This is a genomic window from Kitasatospora sp. NPDC059160 (assembly GCF_042755465.1).
GTDB lineage: Bacteria > Actinomycetota > Actinomycetes > Streptomycetales > Streptomycetaceae > Kitasatospora.
In genome coordinates this window covers 1-19,347 of record NZ_JBHZCN010000145.1, presented here as the reverse complement: position 1 = coordinate 19,347, position 19,347 = coordinate 1, and the positions used below count along the sequence as shown (strand labels likewise).

Sequence of the window (19,347 nt, the reverse complement as noted above, 5' to 3'; positions counted from 1 at the left end):
TTTTTTTTTTATCCCTCCCGGTGGCGGGCGGGGGGTGGGGGGGGGGGGGGGGGGGGGGGGCCCCCCGGGGGGGGGGGCGGGGGGGGGGGGGGGGGGCCCCCCCGCGGGGGCCCGGTTCGCTACCGCTGTTCGTTACCGCTGTTCGTTGTCCTCGGTTCCGGTCGGTCAGTCGAGGGTGTAGCCGAGGACGCCCTCGGCGTTCTGGCCCTCGCAGTTGAGGTCGTTGGAGTCGAAGTGCTCGCCGTTGACGGTGCAGCGGCGCAGCACGCGGGTCGCCACACCGGCCGGCGGGGCGGTGTAGAGGTACCCGAGCGTGGTGACGAACTGCTGGCCCTCGCAGTTCGAGGCCAGCGAGCTGAACGTGTCCGTGCCGCCCCACGCGCGGCACTCGTACAGCGGGGTGGTGCCGGCGACCTGGCTGCCGGAGATCCAGCCGAGGCTGCCCTCCAGGTAGTAGCCCGCGGGCGCCGCCGAGGTGGTGCTCAGGTGCTCGGGGCCGTTGTACCGGTTGAGGTTGACGGTGCCGGGGGCGGGCTGGGTGGCGCACTGGAGCTGGGCGCTGCCCTCCCAGCTCGTGACCGGCCCGATGACGGCGGACTCGGCCGACTTCGCGCCGCGGGCCGCGAGTCGGTTGTTGTTCGGCCAGGCCTGGGCGGTGCCGACCTGGAGGCACTGGGTGCTGCTGAAACCGGCCGCCCGGGCCTGGGCGAGGGCGTCGTTGAGCGCGCTCTGCTTGGCCTGGGCGGACGTCGAACCGAAGCCGTCGCCCGTGTAGTTGGCCTGGGACGGGGTCGCCGAGGCGGGGATCGCGGCGGCCAGCAGCATGGTGCCGGCGGCTGCGACGATGCCCAGTGCGCGGGGGATTGCCCTCATGGTGTGGCCTTTCGTCGTGGGATCCGGTCGGGCCGGCGCGGGTGGCGGGGCCCGGAGGCGGCGGCCCGGGCCGGGGGTCGAGTTGCGGGTCCCGGCGTCCGGCCCGGCGCCGGAAGGAAAGCTAGCGAGGTCCCGGCCCGTCGTGGATCGGGGGTTTCCGCAGGCTCCCCGAGGGGGTGCCGGCCCCGGGGACTGCGGGAATCCACGATGGGCACGGACGGCGTCCGGCCGCAGGATCAGCCGTGCCGGACCGGGTCCAGGGCGCGCGCCACGGCGGCCCGGCCGCTGATCCCCAACTTCCGGTAGACCGAGGTGAGATGGGACTCCACCGTGCGGACGCTGAGGAACAGCCGGGCGGCGATGGCCTGGTTGGTGAGCCCCTGGGCGGTCAGGTCCGCGATCTCGTGCTCGCGCGCGGAGAGCGACGGCCCCTCGGGCGGGGCCGGTCGGCCCGGCGGGACGGCCGCGTCGGGCACCGTCCTGGCGCCGCGGGCCTCGGCGGCGCACCGGCCGGCCCGCCAGGGCAGCTCCGCCCGGGCCAGCAGGGCGTGCGCCCCCGCCCGGCCGAACAGCCGCCGGGCCGCGTCGGTCGCGCCCTCGTACCCGGACCGGTCGCCGTGCTCGGCGGCGATCTCGGCGGCCACCAGCTGGGCCATCCCGGCCCTGACCACGAAGCCGGAGGCGGCCAGTCCGTCCGCGGCCCGGCGGGCCAGTGCCGTCGCCCGGTCCTGCTCCCCGCGCACCCGCAGCAGCCGGGCCGAGGCCAGCGACACCACGGCGCCGGCCGCCGGCAGCCCGGCGCTGCGGGCCGCCCGTCCGGCCAGTTCCACGTGCCGGGCCACCAGGGCGGTGTTGCCCTCCGCCGCGTGCACCGCGGCCATCAGGTCGTGGCCGTGGGCGGGCATCGGGTCGCGCCACCGTCCGTCGCCCAGGTTCAGCAGCCGGGCGGCCTCGGCCGCCGACGGCGGCTGCCCGCAGACCACCGAGGCCTCCACCACGGCGTGCCGGACGACCGCGCGCCACACCGCCGTCGGCGGCTCCGGCAGGCCGAGCAGCAGCTCCAGCGCGGGGCCCGCGGCGGCCGGTCCGCCCTGCCAGGCCAGCGCCCGGAGCCGGAGCGCCGCCGCGATCGCCAGGGTCTCGGTCGCGCCGAGCTCCCGCGCCAGCTCCAGGGCCCGGTCGGCGGCGGCCCGGGCCGCGTCCAGCGGTCCCGACATCAGCAGCAACGCCGCCCGCACCGCGTGCAGTTGCGGGATGACGTAGTGGTGCTGGTGGCGTTCGGCCAGGGCGATGCCCCGCTCGATGCGCTCGGCGGTGCGCTGCCGGCGCTCCAACAGCACACCGGCCCAGCCGAGTTCGGGCAGCGCGGCGAGGGCCCGGAGCTGCCCGCGGGCGTCCAGCGAGTCGGCGAGGCGCTCGGCCGCGTCCAGCGCCCGGCGGGCGGCGGGCACCGCCCCCTGGCCGATCGCGGCGAGGCTGGTCAGGCCGTGCGCGGTCAGCCGGGTACCGGCCGAGTCGTCGCGGCGTACGGCGGCCTCGATCCGGTGCAGGCTCCGCTCCGTCCGACCGTTCATCACATCCAGCCTGGCGAGCTGGAGTTGATCGCGGACCCGGCCGCCGCCGTCCCGCTCCAGCAGGCCGTACACCCGGTCCGTGCGGCCGCGCAGCCGTTCCGCGAGGGCGACCGGGCCGGCGGCCCGCTCCCGGTCCGGGGCCGGGCCCGACAGCAGCGGGCCCAGCGCCGCGGTGGCCTCGTCCAGCCGGCCGGTGAGGGTGAGCGCCCGGCCGAGCAGCAGCGTTGTCTCGGTGCGCAGTTCGGCGCAGTCCGCCCGCTCGGGCAGCGCCGCCAGGACGGCGCGCAGCCAGCGGGCGCTGGTCACCGGCTCGGGATCGAGGACGGTACGGGCGGCCGCGGTGAGCCTCGCCAGCAGCTCCCGGTCCGCGCCCGGCGTGGCGTAGGCGGCCTGCCCGGCCCACTCCGCGAGCGGGGCCCCGCAGCGGTCGAGGTGGTCGGCGGCCCGCCGGTGCGCCCCGGCCCGCCAGGCCGACCCGGCGAGCCGGTAGAGGGCGGCGGCCGGCAGCGGCCGGGTGAAGCGGTGGCGGCCGCCGGCCGGGGCGAGGAGGCCGTGCCCGGCCAGTTCGTCGAGTGCCCCGGCCACCGCCCCGGTGGGCAGTTCGGCCACGGCCGCCACCAGCGCCGGGTCGAACTCCGGTCCGGCCACGGCGGCGGCGCGCAGCACCGTGCGGGTCCGCTCCGCCAGGGTGGCCAGTTCCCCGCGCAGCTCCGGCCCGGGCTGCCAGTCGGCGGTGGCGGGTGCCGCGGGCTGCGGCCCGAGGACGCGCGGATCGCCCGCGGCCAGCCCGGCCAGCAGGTCGGTGGGCAGTTCCGTGGGCAGTTCGGGCGGCGGCCCGGTGCACGGCCCGGCCGACGGCTCCGTGAGGGCGCGCAGGTACCGGGGGTTGCCGCCACTGGCCCGCGCCAGTAATCGGAGCCGTTCCGGTGCCGCCCCCGGCACCAGCCGGGCGATCGCGGCCGGGCCCAGGGGTGCGAGCTCGATCCACACCGCGTCGGCGTCGGCGAGGGTCCGGGTCAGCCAGGGCGGACAGCCGCCGCTGCGACAGGCCAGGACGACGGTGAACCGCCCGGTCGGCGGGCTCGCGATCAGCCGGTCGAGCAGCAGCAGCGACTCCCGGTCGGCCCACTGGACGTCGTCCAGCAGGAGGACGGGCGGGGCCCCGGCGAGTGCCTCGCGCAGCTGCCGGTGCTGCCGGTGCCCGTGCTCGGGTCCGTCGGCGTTCCCGGTTCCGGTTCCGAGTCCGTGCCCGGCCCCGCTCCCGGTTCCGGCTTCGGCCTGGTCGGCGAAGGCTTCGAGCAGGCTCCGGGCGCCGGTGTCCCAAAGCGCGTCCAGCAGCAGCCCGTACGGCGCCGGGCGGCCGTCCCCGGTGGCCCGGGCCCGCGCCGGGGCCACCGGTCGTCCCGATCCGGCTGCCGTGCGCCGCAGTTCGGCCAGCAGGCGGCTCTTGCCGATGCCCGGCGGCCCCTCCAGCACGCCGACCGCCGGCCGTCGGTGGCCGGTCGTCAGCAGCCCGGTGAGCAGGCCCAGTTCGTGGTCGCGCCCGGCCAGTACGTCATCGTCCCGAGAAGTCAGCACGAGCTGGGATGAAACCACGTCCGGGCCGCAACGCCCAGGTGTCGCACACGGAAAGCCGCCGGAGACCGCCCTGGGTGGGCGGGGCCCGGCGGTCAGCAGTACGGGACGGGATCGGTCTCGCTGGTGATGTCGGTGTCCCGCACGAAGCCGACCGCGCCGTTGTCGGCCGTGGTCAGCAGCCAGCGGGTCGGGTGCGGTCCGCCGACCCAGGCCTGGTTGTCCTCCTTGCAGGAGAACCAGCTGGGGTCGGTGTTCAGGTAGCCGACGACGGTGTTCGGGTCCGGGTAGACGTGGTTGTCGCCGACGGTGCCGAAGACCGGGGCGCCGGGCACGTTGTGGCAGTACCACCGGTTGGCGTCCCCGGGCCAGCAGTTGTCGGCCGCCGAGGCGGACGGCGCGGCCACCACGCCCAGGCCCACGGCGAGGGCGGTGGCGGCGGTGGCGGCGGTGATCCTGGCGGTGATCCGGGCGGTGGCCCTGGCAGTGGCCCTGGCAGTGGTCCTGGCGGTGCGGAACGGGTTGGACATGGCGTGCTCCTGGTGCTGTGCGCGCGGGTCGGTTCGGCGCGCAGCATGCCCGGCGGCCCCGGCGTGTCACACCTCCGGTGGGCGGGGTGGCGACAAGTGTCCGGTCTTCCGGTGTTTGTGTCCGAACCTCTCCGATTCCGATCGCGCACCCGGCCGTCGGTCGCTCAGTCCCGCCCGGTGGCGCTCCCCGGGAGCCCTGCGGCGAAGGCGGGCAGCCATCGGGAGAACAGCCCCGCGGTGGCCAGCACCAGGACGCCCATGACGGCGACGGAGCGACCGGTCGTCATCGCCTCGGCGATCAGCCCGGCCGCGACCGGGCTGAGGCCCTGGGCCGTCATCAGTCCGGTCGACTGCAGACCGAAGGCCTGCCCCCGGGAGTGCTCCGGAACCGCGGCCAGGAACGGCTGTTGCAGGCCCAGCGAGTAGCAGAACCCCACGCCCACCGCGACCAGCAGCACCCCGCCGAGCGCCACCGGGAGGCCGGGCACCGCGAAGGCCAGGAGCGGCGCGCCGAGCACGGCCAGCAACGGCAGCACCGAACGCTCCACCGTGCCGGCGCGGACGAACCGCCCCAGCACGGTGTTGCCCACCAGCATGCCGACCGGCAGGCAGGCGAGCAGCACCCCGCCGGTGCCGGTCGACAGCCCCCGGTCCCGTACGTACGGCAGGACCAGGCTCTCCGCCCCGGTGGCGAGGGCCGGCGGGAGCCAGCGCACCAGCAGCAGCCGCCGGACCCGCCGGTCCGCCAGCAGCCGCCGGCTCTCCGCCCAGCTGCCGCCCACGGTCGAGCTCCGCCCGCCCGCCGCGCGGGGCGCCGGATGCGGCAGCGGCAGCGGGCCGAGCCGGGCCGCCACCCACACCCCGGCCGCCAGGTGCGCGAGCGCGGTGACCAGCAGCGCGCGGCGCGCGCCCAGGCCCGCGACCGCCAGGCCGCCGCAGCCCAGCCCCAGCAACTGGGCGCCGGAGGACACCACGTTCAGCAGGGAGCGGCCGGGGACGTACGCGGTGCCCGGCAGCACCTCGGCCACCGCCCGGCCGGTGGCGCCCTGGCTCACCGGCGTGGTGGCGGCCACCGCCGCGACCAGGGCGAGCACGGCCCAGTACGGCATCGCGACCAGCACCAGGACGACGGCGGTGGCGCCCTCCAACAGGTAGCCGAGGCCGATCAGCCGGGCGGGCTGCACCCGGTCCGCGACGTTGCCGAGCAGTCCGGAGCCGATCACCTGGGGGATGAAGGAGATGCCGTAGGCGAGCGCACCGAGCACGGTGGAGCCGGTGGCCGTCAGCACCAGGACGGAGAGGGCGACCGCGCGCAGGCTCTCGGCCACCGTGCCCAGCCCGTAGCCGCACAGCAGCACCCGGTTCGGGGCCACCGCCAGCAGCTGCCGGTAGCCGACGCGCTCGGCGGCCGGTGCCGTCGGGGGCGCGCCCGCGGCACCGGTCACGGCCGCGCCCCCGGCCTCCGGCCGCCCGCAGGAGCCCGTTCACCCGCGAGCTGTCGTTCGCCCGCGGGAGCCCGGTCGGCGCCCGTGACCAGCAGTTGCTGGAGGCCGCGCAGGGTCGCGCTGGGCCGCCGCACCGGCTCCCCGACGATCCGCAGCTCCTCGTACCGGTCGCCGAGCGCGTGGAACAGCGCCTGCACGATCCGGACGGCCAGGTGGTTGCCCAGGCAGGCGTGCACGCCCCGGCCGAACCCGAGGTGCGGGTTGGGGTCGCGTCCGAAGTCGGCCCGGCCGGGCTCCGGGAAGACGGCCGGGTCGTGGTCGGCGGCGCCGAACACCGCGAGCACCACCTCGCCCCGGCGCAGGCGCCGGCCGCCCAGGTCGACGTCGGTGTGGACGGCCCGGCCGGTCGCCTGCACCGGACCGTCCAGCCGGAGCAGCTCGTTGACGGTGGCGGAGTCCGTCCTGCGCAGGTCCGCGCCGCTGAGCGCGCCGTGCCGGTCCAGCCCGAGCAGGGCGTTGCCGATCAGGCTGGTGGTGGAGGTGTAGCCGGCGTGGAACAGCGCCCGCGCCGTGTTGACCAGGTGTTCGGCGGGCACCTCGCGCCGGGCGGCGGTGAGCCCGGCCATCATGCCGTCGGTGTACTCGGCCCGGAACCAGCCGTCGACGAGGTCGTTGAGCAGCACGCGGGCGGCCAGGCCCGGTTCGATCCGCTCCGGCGCGAGGCCCCCGTCCATGCTGAGGACCAGGGCGCGGGAGGCCGCGCGGAACTCGGCGTCCTGGACCGGCGGCGGGGCGCCGAACAGCAGGCAGGTGGCGGACAGCGACAGCGGTTCGGCGAGCTCGGTGATCACGTCGGCCGGTTCGTCGCCGAGCCCGGCCACCAACTCCTCGGCCGTGCGCCGGACCTGCTCGGTCCAGCGGTCCAGGTCGACCGAGCGGAGCGCGGCCAGCACCGGCTTGCGCAGCTCGGTGTGCTCGGGCGGGTCGAGGGTCTGCATGCTGAGCCGCTGCCAGGGGACCTCCCGGCCGGCCTTGCGCAGGTCGGAGCCGAAGGTCCCGGTGTCCTTGACCACCCGGAGGCAGTCCTCGTGCCGGGTGAGCACCCACACGCCGAGCTGCTCGTGCCAGTGCACCGGGTCCTCGGCGCGCAGCCGGGCGTAGACCGGGCGCGGGTCGGCCAGCACGGCGGGGCTGAGCGGGGCGAAGAGTTCCCCGCCGGGCTCCGCGGTCACCGGGCCGCCCCCGTCGGCGGACGGTCGACGGCGCCCGGGCCGCCCGAGCGCCGGGCCAGCACGAAGTCCTCCGGCAGGCCGGGCGGCGGGTCCAGGAGCGCGAAGCCCGCCTCGGCGAGCTCCCGGTGCACGGCGGGCCGCGGCACCGTGAACAGCACCCGGGAGACCGTCTCCTGCTGGACGGTCCGGCCGTCCAGGCTCGCCGTGTACTCGGCCCGGCGCCGCATGGTGGAGTCGGTGAGGGCCTCCGAGGAGGTGCGCAGCCGGTACTCGACCCCGGCCACCGTGGTCCGTGCGGCGGTCCGCAGCTCCCAGGTGCTCGGCCGGCCGTCGGTGAGCATGTCGAGGGCGAGCAGCCCGCCCGGCCGGACGGCACCCGCCAGGTCCGCGAACAGCTTGCGCCGGTCCGGGCCGTCGAGGCACTGCAGCACCCCGGCGCACAGCGCGTAGTCCACCCCGGTGGGCAGGCCGGTCGCGCCTGCCGGGAGCAGCACCGTCCGCGCGGCGAGCTCGGGCCGGGCGGACAGCTTGGCGAGGTGGACCGCGCGCATCCCGCGCGAGGGCTCGAAGCAGTGGACGGTGCAGCCGAGTTCGGCCAGCCGCAGGGCCAGGGTGCCGGTGCCGGAGCCGAAGTCGAGCACCACGTCACCGGCGCGCGCCGGCCCGGCGAACGCGTCACCGTTCGGCGAGGTCTGGTGGCCGGCGGCGGAGGCCCGGGCGAAGAGGTCGTAGTAGTAGGCCATGACGTCGTACGGATCCGGTGCGGCGAGCGCGCTGCCGCCGGTGGGCTCTTCCACTCTGCATCAGTTCCTTCGGGAATCGTGGCGGTGCGCAGGCCGGAAAAAGGTGTTGGCCGTCGGCTCATCAGCCGTCGGCCAACACTCGCGCTATTCCTGTGTTCATGGATTCAACAGGTTTACGGGTTTCAGTGGTCGTAGCTCATGTCGAGCCCCCTTTCCGCTGACGACTGCAGAAACTATCCACCGCGCCGAACCGTCGGACAACGCCGGGAATACGGCAGCAAACTGCATGGCAGCTACTTCCGCCATTTCCGGCGCCGGGCCGACGGGCCTTGCTAGGCGAGCCAGACCGGCCCCCAGGAGAGCGGCTGCGCGCCCAGGATCGGATCCTCGACCACCCTGATGCCCAGCACCCGGAGCCGGCGGGCGGACAGGTAGCACAGCACGTCCTCGGTCAGCCGGTGCAGCGCTCCGTCGGACAGCGCCCCGAGCAGCCCGTCGGCGGACGGCGGCCCGGCCCCGCCGGCCGGCTGCGGGGCCGCCCAGGCCGACCGCTGCGCCCGGGTCACCGCCGCGGCCCGCGCATGGCGCAGGGCCCCGCAGGCGTCGGCGCCCCAGGCCGCCGTCGGCGGCGCGCCGGACGGCCGGTCGAAGAGGCGGACGATCCGCCATCCCCCGGGCAGGCCGGGCACCCGGTGGACCACGAGGCCCCGCCCGGTCCCCGGTGCCCCCGCCCCGACGGCCCGCCGGTCGGCCGCCCGCCGGGACAGCAGGGCGAGGGCGCCGTCGAGCAGCCAGTGCCGCTCGCTCGGCCCCGCCGCGCCGACGCTGGGGCCGCGGGGGGCTGGCCCGCCGCCGGGGTAGGGCGCGGGGGCCAGCGACCGCAGGCCGTCCAGGACGTGGTGGAGGTGCGGGGGCCGGTCGAGCGGGCCCCGGTGGTCCGGCGGCCGGCGGGTCGTGACGAGCAGGCCGCTCCACGGTTCGAGCAGCGGGGCCGCGCCGCGCAGCGGGTCCTCGGGGTCGGCCGGGGTGTCCGTCAGCCGGTCGCCGAGCGCGCGGATCCCGCTCCACCGCGGGCGGCCCGGGCCCGCCAGGGTGACCCGGCTGACCGAGCCGCTCGCCCGGTGCACGACCGCGGCGCCGTCGTGCGGGGAGCGGGCGAGCAGTTCCCTGAGGGTCTCGCGCAGCGCCGTTCCGGCGGTGCCCGGGCCGCCGCCGGGCGGCGCCGGCGGGCTCGGCGCTCCGCCGGCGCGGTGCCACAGCGCGACCCGTCTGACCAGTTCCTCGTGCCGCTCGCCCGGCCGGGCGCCGCCGGGGCCGAGGACGGCGAGGCCGGGCAGCACGGTGACCGGCATCGGCTGCTGCTTGTCGGGCATGCGGCGCGGGGCGTCCTTCATGAGGGGGCGGCGTGCGATCGGCCCCCGCCTCCGACGCTCCGGTGCCCCGCGGCACCGAACGGGGTGCCACGGGTACGGCTTCGACCAAGCTTCGGCCCGGCCGCGGTGCCGCGTCCATCGGGGGAGCGCGGCAGGAAGCTGCACGGCAGTCTTGCCCGCGCGGACGGCGGACGGCGGACGGCGGACGGCGGACGGCGGTGGGGGCCGGTGAGGGTGTCCGCGGGTGGGGCGAATTCCCGTACGGCCTGTGGGGGAATGCCGCGCGCGGGACCACCGAATCATCAATTCCGGTATCGGCATTCCGTTTCCGTCCGGGCCGGTCCGGAAACGGGTGGCCGGTTTTCCATGCTCATGACGACAGTGCGGGCTAGGGTGTCCCGTGAAGCGTCGCTGTTGTCCGACGGTGAGGCGTATGGATTGCGGTGGAAATGTCCCAAAAGGATATGACGTACCTGGACGACACCAGTTCCGCGAAGACCGGTTCCGTGCAGCTGAGCCCGATCGCCGTATCGATCTACGGCGCGGCCCTGCGGCGCGGCCGGATCTCCGAGGCGGACCAGCCCGAGCTGCTCGAAGAACTGCGCGCCACCCCCGCCGAGGTCGAGCTCGGGCTCGCCGTCCTCAGGGAGTTGAGGCTGCTCACCCCGGCCCTCGACGACCCCGGCGCACTGACCCCGGCCAGTCCCGACTCGGCCGCCGCCGAACTGGTCACCCCCATCAAGCAGGAGATCGCCGGCCTGGAGCAGTTGGCGTCGGACCTCGAATCCCGGGTGCTCTCGCTCAAGTCGCTCTACTTCGAGAGCCGTCAGCGGCGCAACCGCCGGGAGGCCGTCGACGTCATCGACGGCGCGGGCCGCGTCCGCTCGGTGCTGGGCGAGGCCTTCCGCCGCTGCGCGGTCGAGGTCCTCGGCGCCCACCCCGGCGTCATCTCCGAGCAGGACATCGAGGGTTCACTGCCCGAGCAGCTGGAGCTGCTGGCCCGCGGAGTCCGCCTGCGCCTGCTCTTCCAGCACCCGGTCAGGACGAGCGCCCGCCGGCGCGAACTGCTCGAACGGCTCACCCGGGCCGGCGGCCGGATCCGCACCTGCGAGGAGATCGCCGACCGGATCGTCATCCTCGACCGCGAGACCGCGTTCATCCCCACCTGCTCCGGCCCCGACGGCGCGGTCGTCCTGCGCGAGCCCTCCACCGTCGACTTCCTCTACCGCTCCCTCGAACAGGCCTGGTCCGCCGCCCTGCCCTTCGAGCCCGACGGCCCGGGCGGTCCCGGCGGCCCCGGCGCGCCCCGCCGCGGCATCGCGGGCGAGGAGATCAAGCGCGCGATCCTGCGGATGCTCGCCGCGGGCGCCAAGGACGACCTGATCTCCCGCCGGCTGAGCATCTCGGTCCGGACCTGCCGCCGCCACATCGCCGAGATGATGGACGAACTGGAGGTCTCCAGCCGTTTCCAGGCCGGGGTCAAGGCGATCGAGGCGGGCCTGATCCGCTGCTCGACGGCCCCGGGTGACCCGGCGTCCCGGGAGGCGGCCTGCTGACCGGTGGTGCGGGCCGGCGCTGTCGGTCGGAGAGCCGGCTTGTCAACCCACCGGGGTCGGCAGGGCGTCGGCGAACCGGTCGACCACCTCCTCCAGGGCGGTGGCGGCGCCGGGGGAGAGCGCGGTGCTGCCGTCCGGCGCGGTCAGGATGTCGCGGTCGAGGACGAACCAGCCCTGGGTGACGTGCGCGGCCCCCATGCTGGTGAGCACCGGCCGCAGGGCGTAGTCCACCGCCAGGACGTGGGCCGGTGAGCCGCCGGTGGCCAGCGGCAGCACGGTCCGGCCCGCCAGGGCGTACTGCGGCAGCAGGTCCAGCAGGCACTTGAGCAGGCCCGAGTAGGCGGCCTTGTAGACGGGCGTGCCCACCACGACGCCGTCGGACCGCCGCAGCAGCTCGGCGACCTCGACGACGGCGGGGTGGGCGACGTCCGCGCCGGTGAGCACCTCCGCGGGCAGCCGGCGCACCTCCAGCGCGGTGACGTGGTGGCCGCGGGCTTCGAGGCGGTGGGCGGCCGCCCCGAGCAGGCGGGTGGTGCGGGAGACGGGGGACGGGCTGCCGGAGAGGGTGAGGATGCGGGCCATGGGAACCTCGATCGGGCGGTGCGGTGGGCGGGTGGGTCGTGACGCGACGTGCGGGCGGGTCGTCGTACGGCCTGCGGGCCTGCGGGCCGGTGTCAGACGGTGGCGATCCGGTGGATCTCGGCGAGGGTGCGGGCGTCCAGCAGGTCGGGCAGCGACAGCCGGCGGCCGCTGAGGCGTTCCAGGGCGGTGAGCAGGCTCAGCAGGTGGAGCGAGTCCCAGCCGGGGAGGTCGTCGAAGTCGACCTCGGCATCCTCGGGGCCGAGCGGCAGGCCCAGTTCGGTGGCGGCCACGGTGATCAGTTCGGCGAGGCCGTCGGGGGCGGTCATGCGGGGTGTCCTTCCAGGAGGCCGGCCAGCTCGGCGTCGAGCCGCAGGTGGCCGGGCGGGGGCAGTTCGGTGGCGAGGTCGTGGCGGAAGGCGAGGCCGCCGTTCGCGGCTGTCGGGTCGTCGGCGGGGGCGAAGCCGTACCGGGGGAGGAGGTCCTTGACCGTGCCGTTGCGCGGGCCGGGCCGGTAGTGGCCGGTGACCGCGCGCAGGCCGGTGCCGGCGGCCAGGCCGAGGACGGCGGAGAGCACCGCCTGCTCGATGCCGCGGGAGAACACCCGGCAGCTCAGCAGGAAGTTGTCGATCCGCAGCGCCTCGCCCTCCCGGGTCAGGAAGACCGCGCCGACCAGGCCGTTGTCGCCGAAGCGGTCGGCGGAGCGCACGGTGAGCACCCCGGAGCCCTCGGCGGCCGCGAAGGCCGCCACCTCGGCGGGCTGGAGGCGGCGGGTGGTCAGGTTGAACTGGTTCGTCCGCAGGGTGAGTTGGGAGACCCGGGGGAGTTCCTCGGTGGCCAGCGGGCGCAGCCTGACCTCGACGCCCAGCTCGTCCAGGTACTCGGCGAGCGAGTCGAACCCCTGGAGGAAGTCGCTGCGGGCGACCTCGCCCCGGTAGAGCGCGGCGCGCTCGCGGTCCTCACCGGTCAGCCGGCGGACGTCGAACCAGCCGTCGGACAGCAGCCGTTCGACGTGCAGCGCCGGTTCCTCGTCCAGCGCCACCACCGCGACCTCGGGCAACTCCCGCCTGACCAGGCCGCGTTCGTAGGGCGAGTCGTCGACGAAGACGAAGCCGGAGGTGCCCAGGTTGAGCGCCTCGGCGAGGTCGGTGATCCCGGCCGGCTTGGGGAGCCAGTCGGCCGTCACCCGGACGAAGTCCGCCTCGCGCAGCGTCATCTCCGGGTGGTCCCGCAGGACGGCCAGGACCGGCTCGGGGTCGTTCTTGCTGACGGCGGCGAGCAGCACGCCCTGGGAGCCGAGCTGTTTGACCACCCGCTGGAACCCGCGGAACGCCTCGCCGCGCGGCGTCCCGCCCGCCTCGACGCCCTCCGGGCCGTCGTCGCCGAGGATGCCGCCCCACAGCGTCTGGTCCAGGTCCAGGACGAGCACCTTGCGGGTCAGCCCGGCCAGGTGGCGGGCCAGGTGCCCGGCCTCGCGGGCGTAGGCGGCGAGCAGCGGCTCGGAGAGGTGGGCCTTCGCGTAGACGTCGAGCCGGGCGTCGGTGACCGGGACGCCCTCGGCGAGCAGCGGGTCGAGGTCGAGGACCACCACCGAGGGGTTCTCCTCGCCCAGCCGCAGCAGCCGGGCGTTGGCCTCCCGCCAGAGCGCGCCGAGCCGGGCGCGGGACTGGTGGTCGACCAGCTGGTGGGTCCAACGCCGGGGCAGGGGAATGGTGTTGAGGACCAGGACGCCGCGGGCCGAGGCCGCGAAGCGGGCCGCCAGCGCGGTGATCAGCTCGACCTTGCCGTCCAGCACCCGGGCCGCGTCCTCCGGCCGCCAGGGCAGCGGGACCTCGTCGAAGACCACGGCCGGGTCGAGCAGGCAGAGCGTCAGGTCCGGATCGGCGGCGTAGAGCGGGCTGCCGGGGTCGGACAGCTCGAACACCCAGCTGTCGAAGTCGCCCCGGTACGGGCGCAACAGCAGTCCGTGCCGGGCGAGTTCGCCGGTCAGCGGGGCGATCAGCGGGGCGACGGTGCCGTGCCCGAGGACGGCGACGGTGAGCACGGGGGTGCCCGGGTGGGCGGCCAGCACCTCCGCCGGGTCCAGCCCGGCCAGGATCCGGCCCGCGTGCGCCGTCCGGGCCGGGTCGGCCTCGGCGAGCAGGGCCCGGACACCGGGGTACCCGGCGGCGAGGCGGCCCTGACGGCGGAGGTCGAGCAGGGCGTGGGCCGGGTCGGCGGTCGTGTCCATCGGGGGCTCTCCGATCGGTCTTCTCCGGGGCGTGGGGCCGTGGAGCGGTGCCGGGCCATCGTGGCCGGGCGGGCTGAACCGGGCCTGAATCCCGGCCGGGCGAGGGCCGGTTCAGGGCCGGTTCAGGGCCGTTTTCGCGGCACCCCGGAGAGTGGGTGGCTCCCTGCGACCCCGAGACCCCGGGAGGTACCGGGTTGGACGTCCTGCATCCCCGGTCGGCGCGCCGCCGCCGGGCCGCCGCCTGGGCACTGCGCCGGATCCTGCTGCCGATGAGGTGGTTCGCCGTCGGCTGGGCGCCGCTGCCGGGCTGCGACGGCTCGGAGTGGGCCGGCCCGTCGGCGCGGCCCGGTTCGCCGCCGTCGCCGCCGTCGCCGGTCGGCCCGCCGGCCGGGCACCCCGAGCGGCTGCTGGTCGGGGTGCCGCCCACGCCCGTCGAGCGGGAGCTGTGGGCGGGCCTGACCCGGCCGAGCTGAACGCGCCACGTTCAGGGGTGGTTTAGGGCCTGCCTCTTGGATCCTTGCCGGGGTCGCGACGCCGGGGCACGCACCTCGCCGCGTTGTCGTCGGTCGCCAATGCGCTGCATTGGGCTCCCTCCTCCGCCTTGCGATGCACGCACCCCAACGCCGCGACCTATCCGACAAGATCCAAGAGACAGGCCCTAGCCGCCCCGCCGAGCATGACCGCCGGTGCCGGCCCGGCGCGTGCCCTCCGGGCCAGCCGCGACTCCGTCACCACGCCACCCCTGCCCCTCCTGCCGCACCGCCCCGACGCCCCGCACCGCCTCGACGAGGAGCACACACCCCGCGATGACCGCCAAGCCCGAGACCCCTGCCGCCGTTGCCGCCCGCACCGCCGCCCCCGCCGTCGAGGTGCCGCCCGCCGTCGAGGTGCCGCCCGGCGCCGTCGCCGTGGTCGGCCTGGCCTGCCGGCTCCCCGGTGCGCCCGACCCGGCGGCGTTCTGGGAGCTGCTGCGCGAGGGCCGGGACGCCGTCGGCGAGCCCCCCGCCGACCGCTGGCCGGCGGACACCCCCGGTGTGCCGCGCGCGGGCGCCTTCCTGGAGCGGATTGACACCTTCGACGCCGCCTTCTTCGGGATCTCGCCGCGTGAGGCGGCGGCGATGGACCCGCAGCAGCGGCTGGTGCTGGAACTCGGCTGGGAGGTGCTGGAGGACGCCGGCCGGCTGCCCGCCCGGCTGCGCGACAGCCGTACCGGGGTGTTTGTCGGCGCCTTCCTGGACGACTACGCGGCACTGGTGCACCGGCAGGGCCCGGGCTCGGTGGACCGGCACACGCTGACCGGCCTCAACCGGGGCATGATCGCCAACCGGCTCTCCTACCAGCTGGGCCTGCGCGGTCCGAGCCTGACCGTGGACACCGCGCAGTCCTCCTCCCTGGCCGCCGTCCACCTGGCCGCCGAGAGCCTGCGCCGCGGCGAGTCCGACCTCGCCCTCGTCCTCGGGGTGAACCTGATCGCCGCGCCGGACAGCACGCTCGGCGCGGCCCGCTTCGGCGGCCTGTCCCCGCACGGCCGCAGCCGTCCGCTCGACGCGGCCGCCGACGGGTACGCGCGCGGCGAAGGCGGTGTCGCGGTGCTGCTCAGGCCGCTGGCCGCGGCGCTGGCGGACGGCGACCCGGTGTACGGCGTGCTGCTGGGCAGCGCCCTCGGCAACGACGGCGCCACCGACGGCCTGACCGTGCCCGGCGCCGACGGCCAGGCCGAGGTGCTGGCGGCCGCCTACCGCCGGGCCGGGGTGGACCCGGCCGCCGTCCAGTACGTCGAGCTGCACGGCACCGGCACGGCCGTCGGCGACCCGGTGGAGGCCACCGCGCTCGGCCGGGTGCTGGGGGCCGGCCGGGCCGCGGACGCCCCGCTGCTGGTCGGTTCGGCGAAAAGCAACGTCGGCCACCTGGAAGGGGCGGCCGGCCTGGGAGGCCTGGTGAAGACGGTGCTCGCGCTGCACCACGGCGAGCTGCCGCCGACCCTGCACCACCGCACCCCCAACCCGGCCGTCGACCTGACGGAGCTGCGGCTGCGGGTCGCCACCGAGCGCACCCCCTGGCCCGGTGCCGCGACGGCGGCCCGGCTGGCCGGGGTCAGCTCCTTCGGCATGGGCGGCACGGACGTCCACGTCGTGCTGACCGGCGCCCCGCCGGTGCCCGCGCCCGCCCCCCGCCCGGCGCCCCTGCCCGCGCCGGTACTGCTCTCCGGCCGTGGCCGCCCGGCGCTGCGCGGACAGGCCGCCGCCCTGCGCGCGCACCTGGCCGCGCACCCCGCGCTCGGCCCGGCCGAACTCGCCGGCCCGCTCGCCCTCGCCCGGACCTCCTTCGAGGACCGCGCCGTCCTGGTGGCCGAGGACCGGGCCGGGCTGCTCGCCGCGCTGGACGCGCTGGCCGCCGGGCGGGAGGCCCCCGGGGCGGTCACCGGCACAGCGGGCACCGTCGGTGGCACCGCCTTCCTGTTCCCCGGCCAGGGCAGCCAGCGCCCCGGCGTCGGACGCGGACTGTACGCGCGCTTCCCGGCGTTCGCGGCCGCACTGGACGAGACCCTGGCCGCCCTCGACCCGCACCTCGACCGGCCGCTCGGCAGCCTCCTGTTCGCCGAACCCGGAAGCCCCGAGGGCGAGTTGCTGGACCGCACCGAGTACACCCAGCCGGCGCTGTTCGCGCTCGGCAACGCGCTGCACGCCCTGCTGCGCTCCTGGGGGGTGACCCCGGACGCCGTGGCCGGGCACTCCATCGGCGAGATCGCCGCCGCCCACGCCGCCGGGGTGCTCACCCTGGCCGACGCCGCCGTCCTGATCACCGCCCGGGGCCGGCTGATGGCCGAACTGCCCACGGGCGGTGCGATGGTGGCGGTGGAGGCCGCCGAGGAGGAGGTGCTGGACCGGCTGTCCGGCCGGGAGGGCGAGGTGGGCATCGCCGCGGTCAACGGCCCGCGCGCCGTCGTCCTGTCCGGGGCCGAAGCGGCCGTCCTCGCGGTGGCCGCCGAGCTCGCCGCGCTGGGGCGGCGCACCCGCCGACTGCGGGTCAGTCATGCCTTCCACTCCCCGCTGATGGACCCGGCGCTGGAGCGGTTCCGCGCGGTCGCCGCCGGGCTGACGTACGCGCCGCCCCGGCTGCCGCTGGTCTCCACCCTCACCGGCCGCCCGGTCGGGGCGGACACCCTGGCCGACCCCGAGCACTGGGTGCGGCACGCCCGTGAGGCCGTCCGCTTCGCCGACGCGGTGCGCGCCCTGCACGGCCTCGGCGTGCGCACCCACCTCGAACTCGGCCCGGACGCGGTGCTCACCGCGCTCGCCCGGTCCACGGCGGCGGCCGACGGGCCGGGCGCCGAGGTCGCGGGCGCCGCGCTGCTGCGGCGGGGGCGGCCGGAGCCGGCGAGTGTGCTCGGCGCGGTCGGGCTGCTGCACGCCCGGGGCGGCGAGGTCGACTGGGCGCGGTACTTCGGTCCGGGCGCGGGTGAGGGTGAGGGCGAGGGTGCGGGTGCTGCTGCGGCCCGGGCGGTCGCGCTGCCGACGTACGCGTTCCAGCGGGAGCGGTACTGGCTGGCGGGGGCGGACGCCCTCCCGGGCGGACCGGGCGCGGCGGTCGAGCGCGAGCCCGTACCCGTCGTCGAGCCCGTCGGCGCCACCGAGCCCGTTCCCGCCGCCGCGCCCGAGCCCGTTCCGGCGGCGCCGGTGCGGCGGCCGGACGGCGAGCTGCTGGACCTCGTCCGGGCCCAGGCCGCCGTAGTGCTGGGCCACCCCACCCCGCACACCCTGGACGGCCGACGGACCTTCAAGGACCTCGGCCTGGACTCGCTGGGCGCCGTCGAACTGGCCGACCGCCTGACCGCCGCCACCGGGCTCGCGCTGTCCGCGTCCGCCGTCTACGACCACCCGACCCCGGAGGCCCTGGCCCGGCACCTGCGCGGTGACGAGCGGGAGGTGTCGGTGGTGCGGGCGGTGGTGGTGGACGAGCCGGTGGCGATCGTGGGGATGGCGTGCCGGTATCCGGGTGGGGTGGGTTCGCCGGAGGAGTTGTGGCGGTTGGTGGTGGAGGGGCGGGACGCGATCTCGTCGTTCCCCTCGGACCGGGGCTGGGACCTCGACGCGCTCTACGACCCGGACCCCGACCACCCGGGCACCAGCTACGCCCGGCACGGCGGATTCCTCACCGGCGCGGGCGGGTTCGACGCGGAGTTCTTCGGGATCTCGCCGCGTGAGGCGGCGGCGATGGACCCGCAGCAGCGGCTGCTGCTGGAGTCGTCCTGGGAGGCGCTGGAGTCGGCCGGGATCGACCCGGCCGACCTGCGCGGCAGCCGCACCGGCGTCTACGTCGGCGCCACCGCGATGGAGTACGGTCCGCGCCTCTCCGAAGGCTCCGACGGTGCGGACGGCTTCGTGCTCACCGGCAGCACGACCAGCGTGATCTCCGGCCGGGTCGCGTACGCCTTCGGGCTGGAGGGTCCGGCGGTGACGGTGGACACCGCGTGCTCCTCCTCGCTGGTCGCACTGCACCAGGCTGCCGCCGCGCTGCGCACCGGGGACTGCGACCTGGCCCTCGCCGGTGGCGTGACGGTGATGTCGAGCCCCGGCATGTTCGTGGAGTTCAGTCGGCAGCGGGGGTTGTCGGTGGACGGTCGGTGCCGGTCGTTCGCGGCGGGTGCGGACGGGACGGGGTGGAGTGAGGGGGTGGGGGTGCTGGTGGTGGAGCGTTTGTCGGATGCGGTGCGTCACGGGCATCGGGTGTTGGCGGTGGTGCGGGGTTCGGCGGTGAATCAGGACGGTGCGTCGAACGGTTTGACGGCGCCGAACGGGCCTTCGCAGGAGCGGGTGATCCGGGCGGCGTTGTCGGCTGCGGGGTTGGGCACGACGGATGTGGATGTGGTGGAGGCGCATGGGACGGGGACGCGGCTCGGGGATCCGATCGAGGCGCAGGCGTTGCTGGCGACCTATGGCCAGGACCGTTCTGTTGAGCGGCCGTTGTGGTTGGGGTCGTTGAAGTCGAACATCGGGCATGCGCAGGCGGCTGCGGGTGTGGGTGGTGTGATCAAGATGGTGCGGGCTCTGGCGGAGGGGGTGTTGCCGGGGTCGTTGTATGCGGGGGAGCCGTCGCCGTTGGTGGACTGGGCTTCGGGTGGGGTGGAACTGCTGGCCGGGGCGCGGGAGTGGCCGGAGGTGGGTCGTGCGCGTCGGGCGGGGGTGTCGTCCTTCGGGATCAGTGGGACGAACGCGCACGTGATCCTGGAGCAGGCGCCGGAGGTCGCGCTGCCTTCGGAGGAGGTGGTGGAGCCGTCGGGGGTGGTGGCCTGGCCGGTGTCGGCGCGCACCGACGCGGCGTTGCGCGCCCAGGCCGCACGACTGCTGGCCTACACCGAGCGGCACCCGGACGTGGACCCGGGCACGCTGGGCCGGGCCCTGGTCTCCACCCGCTCCGCTTTCGAGCGGCGGGCGGTGGTGCTGGGCTCGGAGCGCTCCGAACTGCTGGACGGCCTCCGGGCGTTGGCGACCGGTACGGATGCCTCCGGCTCCTCCGGGCCGGTCACCGGCTCTGCCCGTGACGGTGGTCGTACGGCGTTCGTGTTCACGGGTCAGGGTAGTCAGTGGTCGGGTATGGGGCGTGGGTTGTACGGGGCGTTCCCGGTGTTCGCGGCGG

13 protein-coding genes are annotated in these 19,347 nt (G+C 76.4%); 3 read left to right on the top strand and 10 right to left on the bottom strand.

Annotated elements, in window-relative coordinates; genetic code table 11:
• Positions 1 to 165: 165 nt before the first annotated feature.
• From ACFXOZ_RS38425 to ACFXOZ_RS38395, 7 genes are all read right to left on the bottom strand, one after another.
• Positions 166 to 873, bottom strand: a complete 708-nt coding sequence (locus tag ACFXOZ_RS38425; protein WP_380529179.1) for a hypothetical protein — start codon at positions 871 to 873, stop codon at positions 166 to 168.
• A 236-nt stretch (positions 874 to 1,109) separates the two neighbouring features.
• Positions 1,110 to 4,025, bottom strand: a complete 2,916-nt coding sequence (locus ACFXOZ_RS38420; RefSeq protein ID WP_380594611.1) for an AAA family ATPase — start codon at positions 4,023 to 4,025, stop codon at positions 1,110 to 1,112.
• A 92-nt stretch (positions 4,026 to 4,117) separates the two neighbouring features.
• Positions 4,118 to 4,552 carry a hypothetical protein gene (locus tag ACFXOZ_RS38415; RefSeq protein ID WP_380529183.1) on the bottom strand — a complete coding sequence of 145 codons (435 nt, stop codon included), beginning with the start codon at positions 4,550 to 4,552 and terminating at the stop codon, positions 4,118 to 4,120.
• A gap of 164 nt (positions 4,553 to 4,716) precedes the next feature.
• On the bottom strand, positions 4,717 to 5,997 hold the full coding sequence (locus ACFXOZ_RS38410; protein WP_380594609.1) for an MFS transporter: 1,281 nt from the start codon (positions 5,995 to 5,997) through the stop codon (positions 4,717 to 4,719).
• On the bottom strand, positions 5,994 to 7,229 hold the full coding sequence (locus ACFXOZ_RS38405) for a cytochrome P450 (protein WP_380594607.1): 1,236 nt from the start codon (positions 7,227 to 7,229) through the stop codon (positions 5,994 to 5,996). Before ACFXOZ_RS38405 ends, ACFXOZ_RS38410 begins: the two co-directional genes overlap by 4 nt.
• Positions 7,226 to 8,026, bottom strand: a complete 801-nt coding sequence (locus tag ACFXOZ_RS38400; protein ID WP_375893197.1) for a class I SAM-dependent methyltransferase — start codon at positions 8,024 to 8,026, stop codon at positions 7,226 to 7,228. The genes ACFXOZ_RS38405 and ACFXOZ_RS38400 overlap by 4 nt, the downstream gene beginning before the upstream one ends.
• A 278-nt stretch (positions 8,027 to 8,304) precedes the next feature.
• A complete protein-coding gene (locus tag ACFXOZ_RS38395; RefSeq protein WP_380594605.1) occupies positions 8,305 to 9,345 on the bottom strand; it encodes a hypothetical protein in 1,041 nt (346 codons plus the stop codon).
• 449 nt (positions 9,346 to 9,794) lie between these two features.
• Between ACFXOZ_RS38395 and ACFXOZ_RS38390 the strand changes: the two genes are divergently transcribed.
• Positions 9,795 to 10,901, top strand: coding sequence for a LuxR C-terminal-related transcriptional regulator (locus ACFXOZ_RS38390; protein ID WP_380529190.1), 1,107 nt, complete (start codon positions 9,795 to 9,797; stop codon positions 10,899 to 10,901).
• Between the two features lie 42 nt (positions 10,902 to 10,943).
• Here the strand turns inward: ACFXOZ_RS38390 and ssuE are convergent, their stop codons facing one another.
• The 3 genes from ssuE to ACFXOZ_RS38375 form a co-directional block, all read right to left on the bottom strand.
• Positions 10,944 to 11,483, bottom strand: a complete 540-nt coding sequence (gene ssuE / locus ACFXOZ_RS38385) for an NADPH-dependent FMN reductase (RefSeq protein ID WP_375893191.1) — start codon at positions 11,481 to 11,483, stop codon at positions 10,944 to 10,946.
• Between the two features lie 92 nt (positions 11,484 to 11,575).
• A complete protein-coding gene (locus ACFXOZ_RS38380) occupies positions 11,576 to 11,809 on the bottom strand; it encodes a phosphopantetheine-binding protein (RefSeq protein WP_380402165.1) in 234 nt (77 codons plus the stop codon).
• On the bottom strand, positions 11,806 to 13,710 hold the full coding sequence (locus tag ACFXOZ_RS38375; protein WP_380594603.1) for an HAD-IIIC family phosphatase: 1,905 nt from the start codon (positions 13,708 to 13,710) through the stop codon (positions 11,806 to 11,808). The genes ACFXOZ_RS38380 and ACFXOZ_RS38375 overlap by 4 nt, the downstream gene beginning before the upstream one ends.
• 194 nt (positions 13,711 to 13,904) lie before the next feature.
• Between ACFXOZ_RS38375 and ACFXOZ_RS38370 the strand changes: the two genes are divergently transcribed.
• Positions 13,905 to 14,183 (top strand): DUF6059 family protein, encoded by a 279-nt coding sequence (locus ACFXOZ_RS38370; protein WP_380529195.1) that lies wholly within the window; start codon positions 13,905 to 13,907, stop codon positions 14,181 to 14,183.
• 333 nt (positions 14,184 to 14,516) lie between these two features.
• Positions 14,517 to 19,347 (top strand): beta-ketoacyl synthase N-terminal-like domain-containing protein (locus ACFXOZ_RS38365; RefSeq protein WP_380594601.1); only part of this gene is annotated, 4,831 nt, incomplete at its 3' end.

What these genes read in the sequence shown, in the direction of transcription:
- ACFXOZ_RS38425 (WP_380529179.1), bottom strand. Translation starts at nt 873, where the DNA reads ATGAGGGCAATCCCCCGCGCACTGGGCATCGTCGCAGCCGCCGGCACC.
- ACFXOZ_RS38415 (WP_380529183.1), bottom strand. Translation starts at nt 4,552, where the DNA reads ATGTCCAACCCGTTCCGCACCGCCAGGACCACTGCCAGGGCCACTGCC.
- ACFXOZ_RS38395 (WP_380594605.1), bottom strand. Translation starts at nt 9,345, where the DNA reads ATGCCCGACAAGCAGCAGCCGATGCCGGTCACCGTGCTGCCCGGCCTC.
- ACFXOZ_RS38390 (WP_380529190.1), top strand. Translation starts at nt 9,795, where the DNA reads ATGTCCCAAAAGGATATGACGTACCTGGACGACACCAGTTCCGCGAAG.
- ssuE (WP_375893191.1), bottom strand. Translation starts at nt 11,483, where the DNA reads ATGGCCCGCATCCTCACCCTCTCCGGCAGCCCGTCCCCCGTCTCCCGC.
- ACFXOZ_RS38380 (WP_380402165.1), bottom strand. Translation starts at nt 11,809, where the DNA reads ATGACCGCCCCCGACGGCCTCGCCGAACTGATCACCGTGGCCGCCACC.
- ACFXOZ_RS38375 (WP_380594603.1), bottom strand. Translation starts at nt 13,710, where the DNA reads ATGGACACGACCGCCGACCCGGCCCACGCCCTGCTCGACCTCCGCCGT.